Origin of the sequence: Weizmannia sp. FSL W8-0676 (assembly GCF_038593015.1) — a bacterium.
GTDB lineage: Bacteria > Bacillota > Bacilli > Bacillales > Bacillaceae_C > Weizmannia > Weizmannia coagulans.
Genome location: NZ_CP151954.1, coordinates 2,928,350 through 2,947,068 on the forward strand (window position 1 = coordinate 2,928,350; position 18,719 = coordinate 2,947,068).

Sequence of the window (18,719 nt, forward strand, 5' to 3'; positions counted from 1 at the left end):
TCGGAGGATCAGGGAGAGCCTTTCCGGGCGTTACTCCTTCATTCGACTCTTCGAATCATCAGTTCTCCCAGCTTTCGCTGGTGGCTAATCTTTTCAATTAGCAACGTGTCGCACTATCCTGATACTCATCAACGTGGATGTATTGGAATTTTCTTTGGTAGTATTCGAGGACTTCCGGGACGCGCTTGAACAATTGGATTGTCATCATGATCAGATCGTCAAAGTCAAGCGACTGGTTTTTCTTCAGGCGTTGCTGGTAAGCCTCGTATACGTCACTGACAATTTGGTCAAAAAAATCGCCCGCTTGTTTGGCGTACTGCTCAACATCAATCAGTTCATTTTTCGCGCTGCTGATTTTCCCTAAAATCGCCCGTGGATCAAATTTTTTCGGATCCAGATTTTTTTCTTTTAAAAGGTTTTTAATGACCGATAGCTGGTCGGTCGCGTCAAGGATTGAAAAATTGCGGTTAAAGCCGATCCTGTCGATATCCCTCCGCAAAATGCGCACGCACATCGAATGGAAGGTGGATATCCACACTTCCTCAGCGGCACCACCCATGATCCCGGCAATCCTGTCTTTCATTTCGCGGGCGGCCTTATTGGTAAACGTAATCGCTAAAATATTATACGGATTCACGCCTTTTTCCACCATTAAATAGGCAACGCGGCGAGTCAGCACCCGCGTTTTGCCGCTTCCCGCCCCGGCAAGAATCAAAAGCGGCCCTTCCGTTGTTTTGACCGCTTCTTTCTGTTCGGGATTCAGCCCGTTTAGAATACGGTCGGTTAAAAATTGCATGATTTCACCACCACATGAGAATGTTTGTTCTATTTTATCACAAACCTGTTTGCTTTACAACCCGAACCGTTTTCACGGCCTCGTGTATATCTTCATAAACCACATTGCCGACGACCACTACATCTGCAGCCCGTGCCATCTCCGCAGCCTGTGCCGCAGTGCGGATGCCGCCGCCGTAAAACAAAACGGTATCTTCCAGTACTGTTTTCACTTTTTCGACAAGCTTTGGATCTCCGTAAGTGCCGCTGTATTCCAAATAAAAAACCGGAAACTTGAACATATGCTCCGCCATGCTTGCATAAGCGAGAACGTCGTCGTCGTCAAGGCCGGTTGCTGCTTCTGCAAGCTGAGCGGCTTTACAGTCCGGATTTAAAATACAGTAGCCTTCCATGACAATCTCATTCCAATTCATCCATTCCCCGTATGCTTTCACTGCTTTATGGTGGGCACCGGTGATCCAAGTTGTATTTTGGCTGTTTAAAACCGCCGGAATCAAGTAAAGGTCATAAGCTGGTGCGATTGCGTCCGGATCCGATACTTCGAGGCAGCACGGCACGGCGTATCTTCTCACCCTTGACATTAACTGTAACGTGTTATCAAGGGTGACACCGTCCGTTCCACCGATAATCACTGCATCCGTGCCGGACTCGCAAACTTTTTCCAAATCTTTTTCCGAAATATCTTTATTCGGATCCAATTTGAAGGCATGCCGCCATTCACGCACATCATACATCAACCGGAAATCCTCCATTCTTCATCCATCATAACCCATTATAGCATTTGAAGGTACAGGCAAAAAAGCTTTTCATCGGAACGGGAAAATATAACAGGCCTGCCCGGAAACGCCGCGCTTTCCCCCCGTTAAAGCCGGAAAATCTCTCCTGTATGCTTATGCAAAAAAGCGGTGCCGGCAGAAGGAAAAATGAAAAGCGCAACTTTTCCAGCAAGATGCGCCAAGCCCCGCGATTCTATCACGAAAAGCGGTTGTTCTGCGTAAAAAAAGCCCTTCTTTTAAAAGAAGAGCTTTTTTCTTTTTATTCTAATGGTTCTTCTTCTGTACGGTTTTCCTGCCTTTGTTTTTTTTCGATCCGGTCGAGGACCATTTGGTAGGAATCGTTGCCGTAATTCAGGCAGCGTTTGACACGGGAGATAGTAGCTGTGCTCGCGCCGGTTTCCGTCTCAATCGCATGGTACGTCTTATCGTTGCGCAGCATTCTCGCCACTTCCAGGCGCTGCGTCATCGCCTGAATTTCGTTGACGGTGCATAAATCGTCAAAAAAACGGTAACACTCTTCAATCGTTTCAAGCGACAGGATCGCTTCAAACAGCTGATCCAGCGCTTTTCCGCGTAATTTGTCTATTTGCATAAACGTTTTTCTTCTCCTTTACTCTATTGCTTTCCAGCACGGCTCTGCCAGACTGCCCGAACCCCTGCCTAATCTGTAACGGTAACACTGCTTAAAGTTGGTACAATATTGATCCATGTTTTTCCCGGCACCAGTTTGACCGGTTCCCCGTTTTGATACGGAAGAATCCTGCCGTTGTCATTTTCCCATTCGACTTCCCGGAGCTTTCCCTTTTGGATGAGATACGCTTTGCCTCCAGATGTTAAATCAATATCCTTGCGCCCGTGACTGTCAATCAGCTTATGTTTAGCAGCAACAATGAACAAATTGTCGATGAGGACCGGTTGATCGTTATTTGCATCCACCGTCTCCACCCCGCCAGCGTAGCGGTCATACTTTCCTTTTTCTGCGTTATACCGGTACACGGCATTTAAATTGTCCCGGCTTGAATAACGGATACTGACTTTCCCCGCAGAAATGCCCGAAATGTTTTTCACTTCTTTTGCAGAGGCAAAAGAAAGGGGAGACGGGGGCTGGTTCATCACATAGCCTTTTTTCCGTGCACCTTTTAAAATGTTCTGATAAGTGATATAGGAATTATGGGGCGCTTTTCTGGCTGCCGACCGTTTGAACAAAGTGCCGTCATACTGCATGCCGTTCAGTTCATCGACATAGCCCGAATCAAGCAGCTTTTTCGCGCCCGGGCTGTAGCCATGGGCAATGTATAAAGCATCGTATCCTTTTGCCAGCTTGATGAAATACGGCCTGGCGCTCCGGACCGGCCCGAATTTGGCCGGCATATGGCTTTCAAAAATTGCGACAAACCGGGTGATTTCCCCTTCCGCCAGGGCTTCATAAACAACATCGGCTGAACTAAGCCCCGATTGCGGGCGTGCAAGCGGGTGATTGTTGATCATGACGGCAACCGCCCGTTTTGCCGGCCTGTTTGTTGTCCGGATCCCTGTCAGCGGTGCTGTCCACTGGTGTGCCGCAGATTTTCCGGTTCCCTGCTGATTTCCGCCTGTACCATGCTGGCGGCCGCATGCCGATAGCACCAGCAGAAGGAACATCAGGCCAATCAGTCGTTTCTTTCCCATTTTTGCAACTCCAATCACGCTTTCTTAAATGCACCGAACAGCAAATCACAGCCAGCCGTATAGAAAGAGGTTTTTCGGAAACGAACGATCTCCCTTTTTACGACCCGCTTTAAAATTTCCGGTACTTTATTATTTTAACGCATTATTGTTGGAAAGAGTATCGTTTTCTTCATCACATCGTACATTCCTTTGGAAGTGATCCGGATATAGGGCAAATGGGTCGCGCATAAAAAGAGCAAAGAATACATCGGATCATCATATGCATAGCCGCGGTCCCTTAAAATACCGGCAAATTTTTTCATATCCCCGATCAGTTCATCCATGCTTTTATCCGACATGATCCCGCCGACCGGGAGCGGAATTTCCTGGATGATTTTCCCACTTTCCGCAATCACGATGCCGCCGCCCATTTCTTTCATCCGTTTAAACGCAAGCAGCATATCGCTTTTTGATTTTCCAATGCAAAGAATGTCCCCTGTCGATGAATAAGAAGAGGCAAGGCCCATCAGATTTTTGGCAAATCCTTTCACCAGTGTGTTGATCCGCCATTTTCCTTTTTTATCAATTAACATAAGAAAATTGTCCTCATAGGCGTCCGGCAGCACCTCATACGATACGTCATACGAAATGGAGTACGGTTTTGTAATGACGCTGTTGGACATCTCCAGCCCGAACGGCATGGAAAATTGCAGGTCGTCGTACCCGAGATCCCAATCCAGTTCAAGCGGGCCTTGACCGTACAATGCCCAATCGACCGGTTCTTCCGGTTCGATTCCTTTGCCATCTTTTTTCAACCATACTCCTTTCGACAGAACCGAAACAGGCACCGGATTTGTTTCGCTCTCCAAGAAATTGATGCTTGCCACCCGGCCTGTTGCAATGATACCGTGCAAATGCTGGATATTGTAGTAACGCGCCACATTGTAGCTTGCCATTAAGTATGCGTCCACCGGGGGCACCCCGTGTTCCATCGCGATTTGAATCATCCTGTCGATCACGCCTTCTTCGTAAAAAGCAGGCGAGCTGCCGTCGGTTGTAAAAAACATTTGATCATACTGGTCAATGCCGAGCGCTTTCATTTCATCCAGTAACACAGGCAGATCGGGGCGGATGGATGAGTGGCGCAAAGACACCGTGTATCCCTGCATCAACCGGTTCAGTACTTCCTTGCCCGTCATCGCTTCATGGTCACAGTCTGCCCCAAACAGCATCATTTTTGCCAATGTTTTCTCGGAGGCACCCGGGAAATGGCCTTCAATTTTTTTCCGCATCCGCTTGGCTTCCTGAATCCAATGGAGCATTAAGTCGTCGCCGTCCGCCAGTTTCGGCCAGCCGGTCAATTCCCCTCCCTGCAGGACAGCATCATGCTCGAGCCACGATTTTACACACTCGTGAGAAAAAACCATTTCTTCGTCCACAAGCTCCGTCTGCCCGTCGAACCGGGCCCACCAATACATCGTAACCGGTGAATGGCGGAGCTTTTGCATCAGAGAAAACGCTTTCTTTTTGTCTGTTAATAAAACGAGCATGAGGTTATCGTTGATCAATGTTGTTGTCCCTTTTTGCGCTGCATAATGGGCAAAGGTTTGGGGATTATAAAGTTGAAACGGATGGACATGCGGTTCAATATACCCGGGCACAAGCCACTGCCCCGAGCAATCGGTGATTTCGCATCCGGATGTCTTTTCAGGCAGTTTTTCCCCGGTGTATACAATCCGGTCCTGATAAATCCAAATATTGCCCGTAACCCATTTTCTTAACGTCGAATGAAGAAACCGGGCATTTGTTAAAACCATGTCTGGCGAAAGCTTGCCGTCCAGCACGGCGACATGTTCCCTGATTTGTTTGTTTTTCCATCTGTAACGTTGGTCAAGCATTGTCTCATTCCTCCCTAGGGAGACCCTAATATATTCATATATTACCATATTTTATCCATTAAAGCAGTAAAGAAGTTCGAAAACATGGGAAAGGAGATGTTCATCATGAAAATCGCACCCAATATTGGCATTTTAAATGCCTTAATCCGGATTACGTGCGGGCTCACTTCGCTTGCATGGGCCACAGCTAAATTATCGAAAAAACCGGGGCGCTGCAGCTATTTATGTGTTGCGCTCATGGGTGCCATGAAAGTGGGAGAAGGAATTGTCCGCTACTGCCCTGTGACGGATCTCATTCAAAACAGGCAAATGAATGGCGGCCAGGAAGAAGTGTAGACCAGAAGGCAACATGCATGTGGGAAACATTACCACCTGTGCAAAAAGCTACCGGGCAAAAGGCCGGAGATTTTCCGGCCTTTTGCCTCAGGGACTAATCCTGGTTTCTTTTGCCGATATCCTTCCGGTAGAAAAAACCATCCAAACGGAGCCTTTCCAATTCGTGATACAGTGCTTTTCCCGCTTCTTCCAGCGTACGGGCTTTCCTTCCGACAAAAAGTACCCTGCCGCCGTTTGATACAAGCCTTTCCCCCTCCACGCATGTGCCGGCATGGAAAACAAAAGACTGCAATTTTGAAAGCGGCGGAATTGGAATCCCTTTTTCGTACGCACCCGGATAGCCGTTTGCCGCAATCACAACTCCCAATACAGCTTCCTTGCGCCACTTGATGCAAGGGCTTTTTCCGTCCAACAGATCCAGAAAAATTTCCGCAAGGTCCGATTCAAGCCTTTCGAGCACAACCTCCGTTTCCGGGTCGCCGAAACGGGCGTTGAATTCAATCACTTTCACACCGTTTTCCGTCAGCATCAAGCCGGCATACAAGACCCCGGTAAACGGGCAGCCTTCCTCTTTCAACGCTCTGGCTGCCGGGCGCAAAATATGTTCTACTGCCTTTTTCACTTCTTCATCTGGGATTTGCGGAACCGGGGAGTAGGCGCCCATTCCGCCTGTATTCGGCCCGCTGTCGCCATCATATGCACGCTTATGGTCGCGCGCAATCACCATGGGATACACTTCCTCTCCCCGGACAAACGCCATCAGGGAAAATTCTTCCCCTTCCAAAAATTCTTCTACAACCACCTGGTTTGAGGCTTCCCCGAATTTCTTCCCGATCAGAGCGGCACGGAGCGCTTCCTTTGCTTCTCCCGGTGTCATCGCAACAGTCACGCCTTTTCCGGCTGCGAGGCCGTCTGCTTTAATGACGATCGGGGCGCCTTTTTCCACGATATATTTTTCCGCCTCCGCATAGTCGGAAAAAACGCGGTAATCCGCAGTCGGAATGCCGTTTTTTTGCATCAGTTCTTTTGCGAATGCTTTGCTGCTTTCAATCCGCGCCGCCTGCTTTGACGGCCCGAATATTTTCAGGCCGGCATTCTGAAATTCGTCGACAATCCCCGCGCTTAAAGGGGCTTCCGGGCCGACAACCGTCAGTTCAATGCCTTTGTCTTTTGCAAAAGCGAGCAGAGAAGCCGTGTCCGTTTCGCGGATCGGAACGGTTTCAGCGATTTGGGCGATGCCACCGTTTCCCGGTGCGCAATAAATTTTGCCAACGCGGGGGCTTTCCGATAATTTTTTGCAGATGGCATGCTCGCGGCCACCGCTCCCAATTACAAGTACTTTCATTTTAACGTGGCCTCCTCTCTTTGTCCATCATTTTGTAAGGTCTTCCGACTAATTTTATGATCGGATACAATAGAACCCGGGGACTGCCGGGCAGGACAGTCGCCTCCGCTTTTCTGTTTGTCCGGCTCTGCTTCCCGGGCTTGCATACTTCTGCACCTTTTCCCTGCGGTAAGCAGCATCGGTCCTCCAACGAATAAGAAGCCCGTATGCCGCGCTTTTCTGTTAGTGCTTAAAGTGGCGGATGCCGGTGAAGACCATCGTGATGCCGTATTCATCGGCTTTTTTGATGGAGTCTTCGTCGCGGATGGACCCACCCGGCTGGATGATGGCAGTAATGCCGGCTTTGGCAGCTGCTTCGACGGTGTCGTCCATCGGGAAGAATGCATCGGATGCCATCGCGGCTCCTTTTGCTTTTTCACCGGCCTGGGCCAACGCAATTTCCGCCGAGCCGACGCGGTTCATCTGCCCGGCGCCGATCCCGAGCGTTTTTTCAGCATCCGTCACCACAATCGCATTCGATTTCACATGTTTTACCACTTTCCAGGCCAGTTTTAAAGCCTTCCATTCCTGTTCTGTCGGCTCACGTTTTGTGACAGTTTTCACTTGGGCTTCATCTAAAGTATAGGTGTCCTGATCCTGGATCAGCAGCCCGCCTTCTACGGAAGTAATGATTTTTTCCGGTTTGTGCGCTTCCGTAAAAGGCACAGTCAAAAGGCGGATATTTTTCTTGCTTGCCAAAATGTCAAACGCTTCGTCCGCAAACGACGGGGCAATTACAATTTCGAGAAAAATTTCATGTAGCAGCTTGGCCGTTTCCGGGTCAACAGGCCGGTTGAATGCGACGATGCCGCCGAAAATCGATTTCGAATCTGCCTCGTACGCTTTTTTATACGCTTCAAGCGCCGAATCTCCGACCCCGATGCCGCACGGATTCATATGCTTTACGGCTACAGCTGCCGGTTCCTTGAAATCTTTTACGATCTGCAGGGCGGCATCTGCATCGCGGATATTATTGTACGATAATGCTTTGCCGTGCAGCTGCCTTGCATGCGCAATCGAAAACGGCGAACCAAGCGGGTTAATATAAAAGCTTGCTTTTTGGTGCGGGTTTTCCCCGTAACGGAGCGTTTGCTTGAGCTCATATGTAAAAGTGACATTCTCCGGGGCCTCTTCGCCAACAAGCGTTGTCATATAATCGGCAATCATGGCGTCATACGCTGCTGTATGGCGGAAAACTTTTGCAGCCAACGCTTTTTTCGTATCTTTCGTCACATCGCCGTGCGTTTTAATTTCGTCAATCACTTTGCCGTAGTCCCCTGCGTCCGTAACAACGGTGACATATTCAAAATTTTTCGCGGCCGCACGCAGCATGGACGGTCCGCCGATATCAATATTTTCAATGGCCTCTTCTTCCGTGACATCCGCCTTTGCAATCGTCTCTCGGAACGGATAAAGGTTGACACAGACAAGGTCAATCGGTTTGATCCCGTGCGCTGCAATTTGCTGTTCATGTTCCGGCGTCCGTTTTGCCAAAAGCCCGCCGTGGATATTTGGATGGAGCGTTTTTACCCTGCCTTCCAAAATTTCCGGGAAACCTGTTACCTCTTCCACCCCCGTAACAGGCACGCCGGCTTCTTCCAGCGCTTTTTTCGTGCCGCCGGTTGAGAGAATTTCAAAGCCGAGCCCGCTCAAACTTTGTGCAAATGCCGTTACCCCTGTTTTATCCGATACACTGATTAATGCTCTTTTCATTCTGGTAAAACCTCCATGTTGGTTTGATTTTCCACTAGCTTCCTGAGCACATCCGGATACAGCACATGCTCTGTCTGATGAATTCTTGCCGCCAGTGTTTCGTATGTGTCCCCGGCAAGCACAGGGACAGCCGCCTGTGCAATAATCGGCCCGGTATCCATGCCTTCATCGACGTAATGAACGGTTACGCCCGTTATTTTAACGCCTGCCGCAAGCGCCTTCCCGATCGCATCTTTGCCCGGGAAAGCCGGCAGCAACGACGGATGGATATTAATAATCTTCCGCGGATACGCATCCAGTAGCACCTGACCAATCAGCCGCATATAGCCGGCCAAGGCAATCCATTCAATTTGTTTTTTCTGTAATTGCGCCAAAATTTCCTGCTCATACGCCCGCTTATCCGGGTACGTTTTCGGATTGAATACAAACGCCGGGATGTTTTCTTGTGCTGCCCGGCGGATGGCATACGCATCTTCACGGTCGCATACTAGCAGTTCAATCGCGGCATCCAGTTCCCCTTTTTTAGCTGCATCACAAATCGCCTGGAAATTTGTGCCGCTGCCCGATGCGAAAACAGCCATTTTATGCATCGCCTCTGCTCCCTGCTGCAAAACGGACACCCGCCGTATTTGTAACATGGCCGATGATAAAAGCTTGTTCCCCGGACTGGTTGAAAAAGGAAACAGCAGCCTGTGCATCTTCCGCATTCACCGCGAGGACAAACCCGATTCCCATGTTAAAAACGTGAAACATCTCATCGCGGCTGACGTTTCCGTAAGATTCCACAGCGGAAAAAACGGGCGGGACCGGCCATGAACCAAGGCTGATCTCAACACCGAGCCCGGCTCTGAGCATGCGCGGCATATTTTCATAAAACCCGCCGCCTGTTACATGTGCCATTCCTTTGACCTCAAATTTTTTTAACGCGGAAAGCACCGGTTTGACGTAAATTTTTGTCGGGGTTAGCAGCACTTCCCCAAGCGGCCGGCCCAGTTCCGGCAAAATCGTATCAACGGTCATCGCATGGTCTTTTAGAAAAATTTTCCGGATCAGCGAATAGCCGTTACTGTGGATGCCACTTGACGCAAGGCCGATTAAAACATCTCCGGGCGCGGTGTTTTTCCCCGTGACAAGCGCCTCTTTTTCACATGCGCCAACCGCAAATCCCGCCAGATCGTATTCGCCTTCTTCATACATATCCGGCATTTCCGCCGTTTCTCCGCCGACAAGCGCGCACCCTGCCTGCACGCATCCTTCCGCCACGCCTTTTACAATTTGCTCAATCGTTTCCGGGTTCTGGTTGCCGCAACCAATATAATCGAGGAAAAAAAGCGGTTCCGCCCCCTGGACAATAATATCATTGACGCACATGGCGACACAGTCGATGCCGATTGTATCATGCTTGTTTGTTAAAAAGGCAAGTTTCAGTTTTGTGCCGACGCCGTCCGTTCCGGAAACAAGCACGGGCTTGCGGTAATGGAGCGCAGATAAGTCAAACATGCCGCCAAATCCGCCGAGTGCACCGATTGCCCCCGCCCGGTTTGTCCGCGCCACATGCTTTCCCATCCGTTTGACCGCTTCATAGCCTGCTTCGATGTCGACGCCTGCATCCCGGTATGTGTTTGCCATAGGAATCCTCCGTTAATTGCTATTTTTGAATCAGTTCTTTTTCATGCGGCAGCACCGTATCCGGATAAATTTCCGTCGGATACTTGCCGGTAAAACAGGCAAGGCACTGGCCGCATGTTTCATTGATCGCCGGCCTGCCGATTGCCTCGAGCATATTGTCAACCGTCAAAAAAGTGAGGGTGTCTGCGCCGATGATCTGGCGGATTTCCTCCACGCTGTGGCGGGCTGCGATCAGTTCTTCATGCGTCGATGTGTCAATGCCGTAAAAACACGGATGTTTCATCGGCGGCGAGCTGATGCATACATGCACTTCCGTTGCCCCGGCATCGCGGAGCATGGTGACGATCCGTTTGCTTGTCGTTCCGCGCACGATCGAATCATCAACCATGACCACCCGCTTTCCTTCGACGATGGCGCGCACCGGCGACAGTTTCATTTTCACACCCTGTTCGCGCAGCGACTGCGACGGCTGGATGAACGTGCGCCCGACATAACGGTTTTTGATCAGGCCCATTTCATAAGGGATGCCGGATTGTTCCGCATAACCGATCGCCGCCGAAATGCTTGAATCCGGCACGCCGGTTACGACATCCGCGTCAATGCCCGCCTGGATTGCAAGCCTTCTCCCCATATTCTTGCGGGCGGCATGGACGTTGATGCCGTGGATATTGCTGTCCGGCCGGGAAAAATAAACATATTCCATTGTGCAAATGGCCGGATTCGCAGCATACGCATACTGCTCCGACTCAATGCCGCGGCTGCTGATCGATACGAGTTCACCAGGACGGATATCGCGGATAAACTCAGCCCCGACAATATCAAGCGCGCATGTTTCCGACGCAACGCAATAAGCGTCGCCGATTTGTCCGAGTGAAAGTGGGCGCAAACCGTTTGGGTCAAGGGCGACGAGCAGCTCATCTTCAGTCATAACAGCAAATGCATACGCCCCCTTTAGCATCGTAAGCGCGCTTTTCATCTGTTCTTTCATGGTACGGTAGCCGCTTCTTTTCATTAAATGGGCGAGCACCTCTGTATCGGATGTCGTCTGGAAAATGCTGCCCTGCATTTCAAGCTGGTGCTTCAATGTATGCGCGTTGACGAGATTGCCATTATGCGCAAGCGCAAGGCTGCCGTTTTGCGAATGGAACAGAAGCGGCTGGACGTTTTCAATCCCGCCGCCGCCCGCTGTTGCGTAGCGGACATGCCCGAGGGCTGCATCCCCGTCAAGCCCGGCAAAAGACTGGGCTGAAAATACTTCCGTCACAAGCCCTTCCCCTTTTTTTCCAATGAGTCGCCCGTTTTGTTTGACTACGATACCCGCACCTTCCTGCCCCCTGTGCTGCAGGCTGTGGAGCCCGTAATAGGCAAGTTGCGCTGCATCTTTGTGGCCCCATACCGCGAAAATCCCGCATTCCTCATTTAATCCCTTTATTTCAGCAAGCATCTTAAGGCTCCTTTCCAAGCCGTTTCACATTCCGCTGTATCCGCCAGAATCCACGTCTCCCCGTTTTCCCCTTTGATGGTTATTTGCTTATCATCCGTGACATGGCCAATCCAAACAGCCTCATTCACCAAATTTTGAAACGCCTGCTGGTGCTCTTTTTTCACTGACACAATAAATCGTGACTGGGTTTCACTGAATAACGCCGTAACCGGGTTGCCCTTTAAAACGACATTGGCCCCCAAATTTTCCGTCCCAAACAGGCATTCGGAGAGTGCCGGTGCAAAACCGCCTTCCGAGACGTCATGGGCGCTTTGCACAAGGCCGGACTGGATCGCAGCAAGCAGTTGGTGCTGGCGCCGGGCTTCAGTTTCCAAATCGAGTGCCGGCGGTTTTCCGGAAATTTGGCCGTCCGTAAGCTTTTGCAGTTCGCTGCCGCCGAATTCCGGTTTTGCTTCCCCGATCAGATAGATGAGGTCACCAGCCTGTTTAAATGTCTGCGTGGTCACATATTTGATGTCTTCGAGAAGTCCGACCATGCCAACAACCGGTGTCGGATATACAGCCTGTACGGACACTTCCCCGTTTTCTGTTTTTTGCAATGTTTCATTATACAGGGAGACATTGCCGCCAATGACCGGGGTTTCAAGCGCGCGGCATGCTTCGCTCATGCCATCTGCCGCTTTTTCGAGCTGCCAGAAAATTTCCGGCTTTTCCGGTGCGCCAAAGTTCAGGCAGTCTGTCACGCCAAGCGGCTGGGCTCCGGAACAGATAATGTTGCGTGCCGCTTCCGCCACTGCGATTTTCCCGCCTGTTTCCGGATCCAAATAGACGTAGCGGGCGTTGCAGTCCGTTGTCATCGCGAGCGCTTTTCTTGTCCCGCGGATCCGGATGACGGCTGCATCCGAGCCCGGCATGACCACCGTGTTCGTCCGCACCTGAGAGTCGTACTGTTCATACACCCATTCTTTGCTGGCAATGGTTGGCTGTTTGAGCAATTGGAAAAAGGTTTCCTGAAGATTTTCCACCGCCGGAATTTGTGGTTTCATCGCTTGGCAGGCTGCAAAATAAGCCGGCATTTTGGACGGTTTATGGTAGACGGGCGCATCTTCTGCAAGCGCATCGGCCGGCACATCCGCGACAAGTTCGCCGTTGTGGTACAATTTGAGCATTTTATCGCCGGTTACCGTTCCGATAGCAACCGCATCAAGCCCGTATTTTTGAAAAAGGCGGATGATTTCCGGTTCCCGGCCTTTTTTTACGACAATCAGCATCCGTTCCTGCGATTCGGAGAGCATCATTTCATATGGCGTCATCCCAGTTTCGCGCTGCGGAATGCGGTCAAGATTCATTACAAGCCCGACGCCCGCCTTGCTGGCCATTTCGGAAGAGGAGCTGATGAGCCCGGCCGCCCCCATATCCTGGATGCCGACGAGCGCATCATGGCGGACAAGTTCGAGGCAGGCTTCAAGGAGCAGTTTTTCCATAAACGGATCGCCAACTTGGACTGCCGGGCGCTTTTCCTCCGAATCTTCGCTGAGCTGCCCGGAGGCAAAGGTGGCGCCGTGGATGCCGTCCCTTCCTGTTTTTGCGCCAACATACATGACCGTGTTCCCGATGCCGCGCGCCTGCCCTTTTTGAATGTCTTTATGTTCGATCAGGCCGACGCACATCGCGTTAACGAGCGGATTGCCGTCATAACACGGATCAAATGCCACTTCCCCACCGACTGTCGGAATCCCGATGCAATTGCCGTAGCCCGCAATTCCGGCAACGACTTCTTTGAAAAGACGTTTCACCCGCGGGGAATCGAGTTCGCCGAAACGGAGCGAATTGAGAAGCGCAACCGGCCTTGCCCCCATCGAAAACACATCGCGGATAATCCCGCCGACGCCCGTTGCCGCGCCCTGGTACGGTTCAATCGCGGACGGGTGGTTATGGCTTTCAATTTTAAAAACAACCGCCAGCCCGTCGCCGATATCAATGATGCCGGCGCCTTCCCCGGGCCCCTGGAGAACGCGTTCGCCTTTTACCGGAAACTTTTTTAAGACCGGCTTAGAGTTTTTGTAACTGCAATGTTCCGACCACATGACGGCAAACAGCCCTGTTTCGGTATAGTTCGGCGTCCGGCCGAGAATCGTTTCGACTCGTGCGAATTCTTCGTCTGTCAGCCCGATTTCACGGTAAATCTTTTGGCTTTTGATTTCGGCCGGTCCTGGTTCAAGCAATAACGGCATGGGATTCCCTCCAGTTTTTTACAATGGATTTAAACAGCTTCAAACCGTCCGTGCTTCCGAGTAATGCTTCAACGGCCCGTTCCGGATGGGGCATCATCCCGAGCACATTGCCTTGTTCGTTCATAATTCCCGCAATATTGGCAATACTCCCGTTAGGATTTTCCCCGTACGTGAACACAATTTGCCTGTTTTCTTTCAGCTTTTCGAGCGTTTCCGCATCGCAAGTATAGTTCCCCTCCCCGTGGGCAACCGGAATCCGGATCGTTTCCCCCTGCTCATACAGGGAAGTAAACATCGTTGCGGCATTTTCGACTACAAGCGGCACCGTTTTGCAGACGAATTTCAAGCCTGCGTTCCGGAGCATGGCCCCCGGCAAAAGGCCGGCTTCAAGCAAAATTTGAAATCCGTTGCAGACGCCAAGCACCGGTTTGCCCTCTTCAGCAGCTCTTGCAACAGCCTGCATGACCGGCGAAAAGCGTGCGATCGCGCCTGTCCGCAAATAGTCGCCGTACGAAAACCCGCCCGGCAGGAGGATCCCGTCAAAACCATCTAAGCTATCCGCATCATGGCGGACGTATGCCGCTTCTTCACCAAGTGCATCTTGAATCGCATGAAACATATCGGTGTCACAGTTCGATCCCGGAAAAACAAGACATGCAAACTTCACGGCGCAACACACTCCTCAATTTCATAGCGGTAGTCTTCGATGACAGGATTTGAGAGCACCCGCCCGCACACTTCCCGGATGACGTCATCCAGGTCCCGGTCCGTTTTTTCTATAAGCAGCTCCAAATATTTTCCGGCCCGCACGTCCTGCACTTCACTGTAGCCGAGCTGGACAAGCGACTGGTTGATGGCAGCCCCCTGCGGATCAAGGATGCCCTCGCGCAAGGTGACATAGACTTTCACTTTATACATGCGAAATATCTCCTCTCAAGCGATTTAAGATTTCCTGGTAAACTTCCGTTAAACTGCCCAAATCCCGGCGGAACACATCTTTATCCAGCTTTTCATTCGTTGCCCGGTCCCAGAGCCTGCACGTATCCGGGGAAATTTCATCGGCCAAAAGGATCGCCCCGTCACGTCCGCGTCCGAACTCGAGTTTGAAATCCACAAGGCGGACGCCGATTTCCGCAAACAGCGCCGTTAGGCTCTCATTGACAACGAGCGCCTGTTTTCTTAAAAACTGCAAATCTTCCGAACTTGCAATCCCTAAAAGCCGTACATGGTCTTCTGTAATGAGCGGGTCGCCGAGTTCGTCCTTTTTATAATAAAATTCGACAACCGGCTGCCCGGCCGGCGTTCCTTCTTCAAGCCCGAGGCGCTTTGCAAGGCTGCCCGCCACGACATTGCGGACGACTACTTCAAGCGGGATGATCTCCACCCGGCGCACAAGCTGTTCGCGTTCCGATATTTTACGGATAAAATGGCTCTTGACCCCTTTGTCCGCAAGCCGCTTAAAGATCAGGCTTGAAATCTCATTGTTCAGCTTCCCTTTTCCTTCAATCTCCGCTTTTTTCACGCCATTAAACGCGGTGGCCGAGTCTTTGTACTCGACGCGCAATACATCCGGATCCTCTGTTTCATACAACCGTTTTGCTTTCCCCTCGTATACAAGCATGCGCCTGCCTCCTTAGCCTGCTGCGCAAATTTCGCAGCCGCTTTTTATTTTCCGGGACAGCCGGGCTGAATTCACCCGGCCGCCCCGGTTCAGTTCAGCCCGAGACGGTCAAAAATCGTATCGACATGTTTCAAATGATAATGGTAGTCAAAGCATTCCTCGAGTTCTGCTTCCGTGAGCCTGCTTTGGATGGCCGGGTCTTTTTTCAACAGTTCCTTAAACGGCACTTGTTTTTTCCACGACTCCATTGCTTTCGGCTGCACCGTATCGTATGCAGCTTCACGGGACATGCCTTTATCAATCAGGGCAAGCAAAACCCGCTGTGAATAAATGAGACCGAGCGTTTTGTCCATGTTCCGTTTCATATTTTCCGGGAAGACGGTCAGGTTTTTCACAATATTGCCGAACCGGTTCAGCATATAATTAATAGCAATCGTTGCATCCGGCAAAATAATCCGTTCCGCGGAAGAATGCGAGATGTCGCGCTCATGCCAAAGGGAGACATTTTCATACGCCGTTACCATATAGCCGCGCAGCACCCGCGCCATCCCGGTCATATTTTCCGAACCGATCGGATTGCGTTTATGCGGCATCGCGGACGATCCTTTTTGCCCTTTGCTGAAAAACTCTTCCACTTCACGGGTTTCGCTTTTTTGCAGCCCCCTGATTTCCGTAGCAAATTTTTCAATCGATGTCGCGATCAAAGACAAGGTCGCGATGTAATAAGCGTGGCGGTCGCGCTGCAGCGTTTGCGTGGAGATGGGCGCCGGCTTTAAGCCGAGTTTCCCGCAGACATACTGCTCAACGAACGGGTCGATGTTGGCATAGGTCCCGACAGCACCGCTTAATTTCCCGTAACGGATGCCGTCCGCCGCTTGCCTGAAGCGTTCGAGATTCCGTTTCATTTCTTCGTGCCAGAGCGCCATTTTCAGGCCAAAAGTGGTCGGTTCGGCATGGACGCCGTGGGTACGGCCCATCATGACGGTGTATTTATGTTCAATTGCTTTTTGCTTTAAAATTTCAATAAAACGTTCAAGGTCTTTTTCAATGATTTCATTTGCCTGTTTGATCAAATAAGAAAGCGCCGTATCGACCACATCCGTGGACGTCAGCCCGTAATGCACCCATTTTCTTTCTTCGCCGAGCGACTCCGAAACGGCCCTTGTAAAAGCGACAACATCGTGGCGCGTTTCCTGCTCAATTTCTAAAATTCTTTCAACATCAAATCTGGCATTTTCACGGATTTTTTGCACATCTGCTTTCGGGATTTCCCCAAGCTCCGCCCATGCTTCACAGGCAAGGATTTCCACTTCAAGCCATGCTTTGTATTTATTTTCGTCTGTCCAGATGGCGCCCATTTCAGGCCTTGTATAGCGTTCAATCATTCACTGCTGCCTCCGATCGTTTCTGTACATCCTGCCATACACCGGACTGTTCAAGGGAAAGCAAAGTCTCTTCGATTTCCTCTGTCAGCACTGTAATATGGCCCATCTTTCGCTGGAATTTCGCTTCTTTTTTGCCGTAAAGATGGACCGACCATTCCGGCTGGTAAGGAATTTGCGTAAGCGCCCTTTCGACGTGCTGGCCGAGCAGATTATTCATAACAGCCGGCTTCAAAAGTTCCACTTTGCGGAGCGGCCAGTTGCAGATCGCGCGGATATGCTGGCCAAATTGCGAAATCGAACAGGCTTCAATCGAGTAATGCCCGGAATTATGCGGGCGCGGCGCCAGTTCATTGACATAAAGCGTGCCGTCCGCTTCTAAAAACATTTCGACTGCAAGCGTGCCGGTTAAATGAAGCTGCTCTGCCACCTTTAGGGCGAGTTGCTCCGCCTCTTTTTTCACCGTATTTTCCACCCGTGCCGGCGCGATTGTTTGATGCAAAATATGGTTGTGATGAATATTTTCAACTACCGGAAAAAGGCTCGTTTCCCCTGTTTCATTCCGGGTGATGATGACAGAAAGTTCTTTTGTAAATGGAATCATTTTTTCAAGGACACATGCGCCGTGGGCAAGAAGCGGATCCGTTTCCTTAAAATCCCCTTCATGCCGGAGCGTGATCTGCCCTTTTCCATCATAACCGCCGCGCGCCGTTTTTAAAATACATGGATAGCCAATTTCCCCAACAGCTTCTTTCAAATCCGCCGCGTTTTCAACGATGCGGTACGGCGCAACCCGGACACCTGCTTTTGCAACTGCTTCTTTTTCAAAAATACGGTTCTGCGTGATCCGGATCAGTTCCGCTCCTTGTGGCACATGGGCAAATCCGGTGGCCTTTTTCAATGTTTCATAATCGATATTTTCAAATTCATAGGTGAGCACATCGCATCGTTCCCCGAGCTCCCGCAATGCCGCTTCATCATTATATGGCGCCGTGATCTGCCCGTCCGCCACCTGCGCACACGGGCAATCCGGCACAGGATCAAGGACAATGATCTTAAAACCCGCCTCTTTTGCGGCAAGGGCCATCATTCTCCCGAGCTGGCCGCCGCCGATGATGCCGATTGTACTCCCCGGTTTAATTATTTTCCTGTTCAAGTTGATCACTGCTTTCATATACGGTTTTCGAAAGTCTTTCCCGTCTTTGTTCAAGCCTTTTGGCAATATGTTCGTTTGTTGTGGATAAAATTTGGGCGGCAAGCAGTCCGGCATTTGTTGCGCCCGCTTTTCCGATCGCGACCGTTGCAACCGGGACACCGCCCGGCATCTGCACGATTGAAAGCAAAGAGTCAAGGCCGTTCAGCGCTTTTGACCGGACCGGCACGCCGATGACTGGCAACGTCGTTTTTGCTGCGACCATCCCCGGCAAATGAGCCGCGCCGCCTGCTCCCGCAATGATGACTTTTACGCCCCTGCTTCTTGCCTGTTCTGCATATTGAAACATCAGATCCGGCGTCCGGTGTGCAGAGACGACTTTTTTCTCGTAAGGCACGTTCAATTCATCCAGCACGCCGCATGCATGTTTCATCGTTTCCCAGTCCGAAATGCTGCCCATAATGACGCCAACTTCAACTGCCACCTGCATCCCTCCCCTGTTTATGTACAAAAAAACCCGGACGGATCTGCCCGCTCTATTTTAGAGAGAAAGCAGTCCATCCGGGTGCAGCACAAATAAGCATGGAAAACCTTGTGATTCCCAACTTCCGCTTTCCCTCATAGTCCGGTTATTTACGGTAACCGGGTAGAGACGTATGGGCCGTATTCCCATTATATATGAGGGTCATATTCACTTTGTATTTTTA

17 protein-coding genes, 1 pseudogene and 1 riboswitch are annotated in these 18,719 nt (G+C 50.7%); of the genes and pseudogenes, 1 reads left to right on the forward strand and 17 read right to left on the reverse strand.

Going from position 1 to position 18,719, the window contains the following annotated elements; genetic code table 11:
- Positions 1 to 115: 115 nt before the first annotated feature.
- From NST20_RS14355 to NST20_RS14375, 5 genes and pseudogenes are all read right to left on the reverse strand, one after another.
- Positions 116 to 796: pseudogene (locus tag NST20_RS14355) on the reverse strand (UvrD-helicase domain-containing protein); the annotation flags it as partial.
- A 37-nt stretch (positions 797 to 833) separates the two neighbouring features.
- A complete protein-coding gene (locus tag NST20_RS14360; protein WP_110134318.1) occupies positions 834 to 1,529 on the reverse strand; it encodes a heptaprenylglyceryl phosphate synthase in 696 nt (231 codons plus the stop codon).
- 301 nt (positions 1,530 to 1,830) lie between these two features.
- Complete coding sequence (locus tag NST20_RS14365; RefSeq protein ID WP_342399729.1) at positions 1,831 to 2,163, reverse strand: YerC/YecD family TrpR-related protein; 333 nt, start codon at positions 2,161 to 2,163, stop codon at positions 1,831 to 1,833.
- 68 nt (positions 2,164 to 2,231) lie between these two features.
- A complete protein-coding gene (locus tag NST20_RS14370) occupies positions 2,232 to 3,239 on the reverse strand; it encodes a DUF3048 domain-containing protein (protein WP_342399730.1) in 1,008 nt (335 codons plus the stop codon).
- 134 nt (positions 3,240 to 3,373) lie between these two features.
- Positions 3,374 to 5,116, reverse strand: coding sequence for an adenine deaminase C-terminal domain-containing protein (locus NST20_RS14375; RefSeq protein ID WP_342399731.1), 1,743 nt, complete (start codon positions 5,114 to 5,116; stop codon positions 3,374 to 3,376).
- Positions 5,117 to 5,221: 105 nt separating this feature from the next.
- Here NST20_RS14375 and NST20_RS14380 point away from each other — a divergent pair, with 105 nt between their 5' ends.
- Entirely contained in the window at positions 5,222 to 5,452 is a 231-nt protein-coding gene (locus NST20_RS14380) for a DUF2892 domain-containing protein (protein ID WP_014096909.1), read from the forward strand.
- Positions 5,453 to 5,546: 94 nt separating this feature from the next.
- Here NST20_RS14380 and purD read toward each other — a convergent pair whose 3' ends face one another.
- The 12 genes from purD to purE all read right to left on the reverse strand — a co-directional run bounded on the left by purD (position 5,547) and on the right by purE (position 18,496).
- Positions 5,547 to 6,797, reverse strand: coding sequence for a phosphoribosylamine--glycine ligase (gene purD / locus NST20_RS14385; protein ID WP_342399732.1), 1,251 nt, complete (start codon positions 6,795 to 6,797; stop codon positions 5,547 to 5,549).
- Positions 6,798 to 7,019: 222 nt separating this feature from the next.
- Positions 7,020 to 8,549, reverse strand: a complete 1,530-nt coding sequence (purH, locus tag NST20_RS14390; protein WP_342399733.1) for a bifunctional phosphoribosylaminoimidazolecarboxamide formyltransferase/IMP cyclohydrolase — start codon at positions 8,547 to 8,549, stop codon at positions 7,020 to 7,022.
- Entirely contained in the window at positions 8,546 to 9,139 is a 594-nt protein-coding gene (purN, locus tag NST20_RS14395; RefSeq protein WP_342399734.1) for a phosphoribosylglycinamide formyltransferase, read from the reverse strand. The genes purH and purN overlap by 4 nt, the downstream gene beginning before the upstream one ends.
- Entirely contained in the window at positions 9,132 to 10,178 is a 1,047-nt protein-coding gene (gene purM / locus NST20_RS14400; RefSeq protein ID WP_013860597.1) for a phosphoribosylformylglycinamidine cyclo-ligase, read from the reverse strand. Before purM ends, purN begins: the two co-directional genes overlap by 8 nt.
- 19 nt (positions 10,179 to 10,197) lie before the next feature.
- Complete coding sequence (gene purF, locus NST20_RS14405; RefSeq protein ID WP_342399735.1) at positions 10,198 to 11,622, reverse strand: amidophosphoribosyltransferase; 1,425 nt, start codon at positions 11,620 to 11,622, stop codon at positions 10,198 to 10,200.
- The gene (gene purL, locus NST20_RS14410; RefSeq protein ID WP_342399736.1) at positions 11,607 to 13,856 is read right to left on the reverse strand and encodes a phosphoribosylformylglycinamidine synthase subunit PurL; all 2,250 of its coding nucleotides are present in this window, start codon (positions 13,854 to 13,856) and stop codon (positions 11,607 to 11,609) included. Before purL ends, purF begins: the two co-directional genes overlap by 16 nt.
- On the reverse strand, positions 13,840 to 14,523 hold the full coding sequence (gene purQ, locus NST20_RS14415) for a phosphoribosylformylglycinamidine synthase subunit PurQ (protein ID WP_017552973.1): 684 nt from the start codon (positions 14,521 to 14,523) through the stop codon (positions 13,840 to 13,842). Before purQ ends, purL begins: the two co-directional genes overlap by 17 nt.
- Complete coding sequence (purS, locus tag NST20_RS14420) at positions 14,520 to 14,774, reverse strand: phosphoribosylformylglycinamidine synthase subunit PurS (RefSeq protein ID WP_342399737.1); 255 nt, start codon at positions 14,772 to 14,774, stop codon at positions 14,520 to 14,522. Before purS ends, purQ begins: the two co-directional genes overlap by 4 nt.
- Entirely contained in the window at positions 14,767 to 15,477 is a 711-nt protein-coding gene (purC, locus tag NST20_RS14425) for a phosphoribosylaminoimidazolesuccinocarboxamide synthase (RefSeq protein ID WP_029142044.1), read from the reverse strand. Before purC ends, purS begins: the two co-directional genes overlap by 8 nt.
- A gap of 89 nt (positions 15,478 to 15,566) precedes the next feature.
- Positions 15,567 to 16,862 (reverse strand): adenylosuccinate lyase, encoded by a 1,296-nt coding sequence (gene purB / locus NST20_RS14430; RefSeq protein ID WP_342399738.1) that lies wholly within the window; start codon positions 16,860 to 16,862, stop codon positions 15,567 to 15,569.
- Positions 16,855 to 18,015, reverse strand: coding sequence for a 5-(carboxyamino)imidazole ribonucleotide synthase (purK, locus tag NST20_RS14435; RefSeq protein ID WP_328005183.1), 1,161 nt, complete (start codon positions 18,013 to 18,015; stop codon positions 16,855 to 16,857). Before purK ends, purB begins: the two co-directional genes overlap by 8 nt.
- Positions 17,996 to 18,496, reverse strand: a complete 501-nt coding sequence (purE, locus tag NST20_RS14440) for a 5-(carboxyamino)imidazole ribonucleotide mutase (RefSeq protein WP_118498877.1) — start codon at positions 18,494 to 18,496, stop codon at positions 17,996 to 17,998. Before purE ends, purK begins: the two co-directional genes overlap by 20 nt.
- Before the next feature lie 117 nt (positions 18,497 to 18,613).
- Positions 18,614 to 18,714, reverse strand: a riboswitch (purine riboswitch).
- Positions 18,715 to 18,719 lie beyond the last annotated feature (5 nt).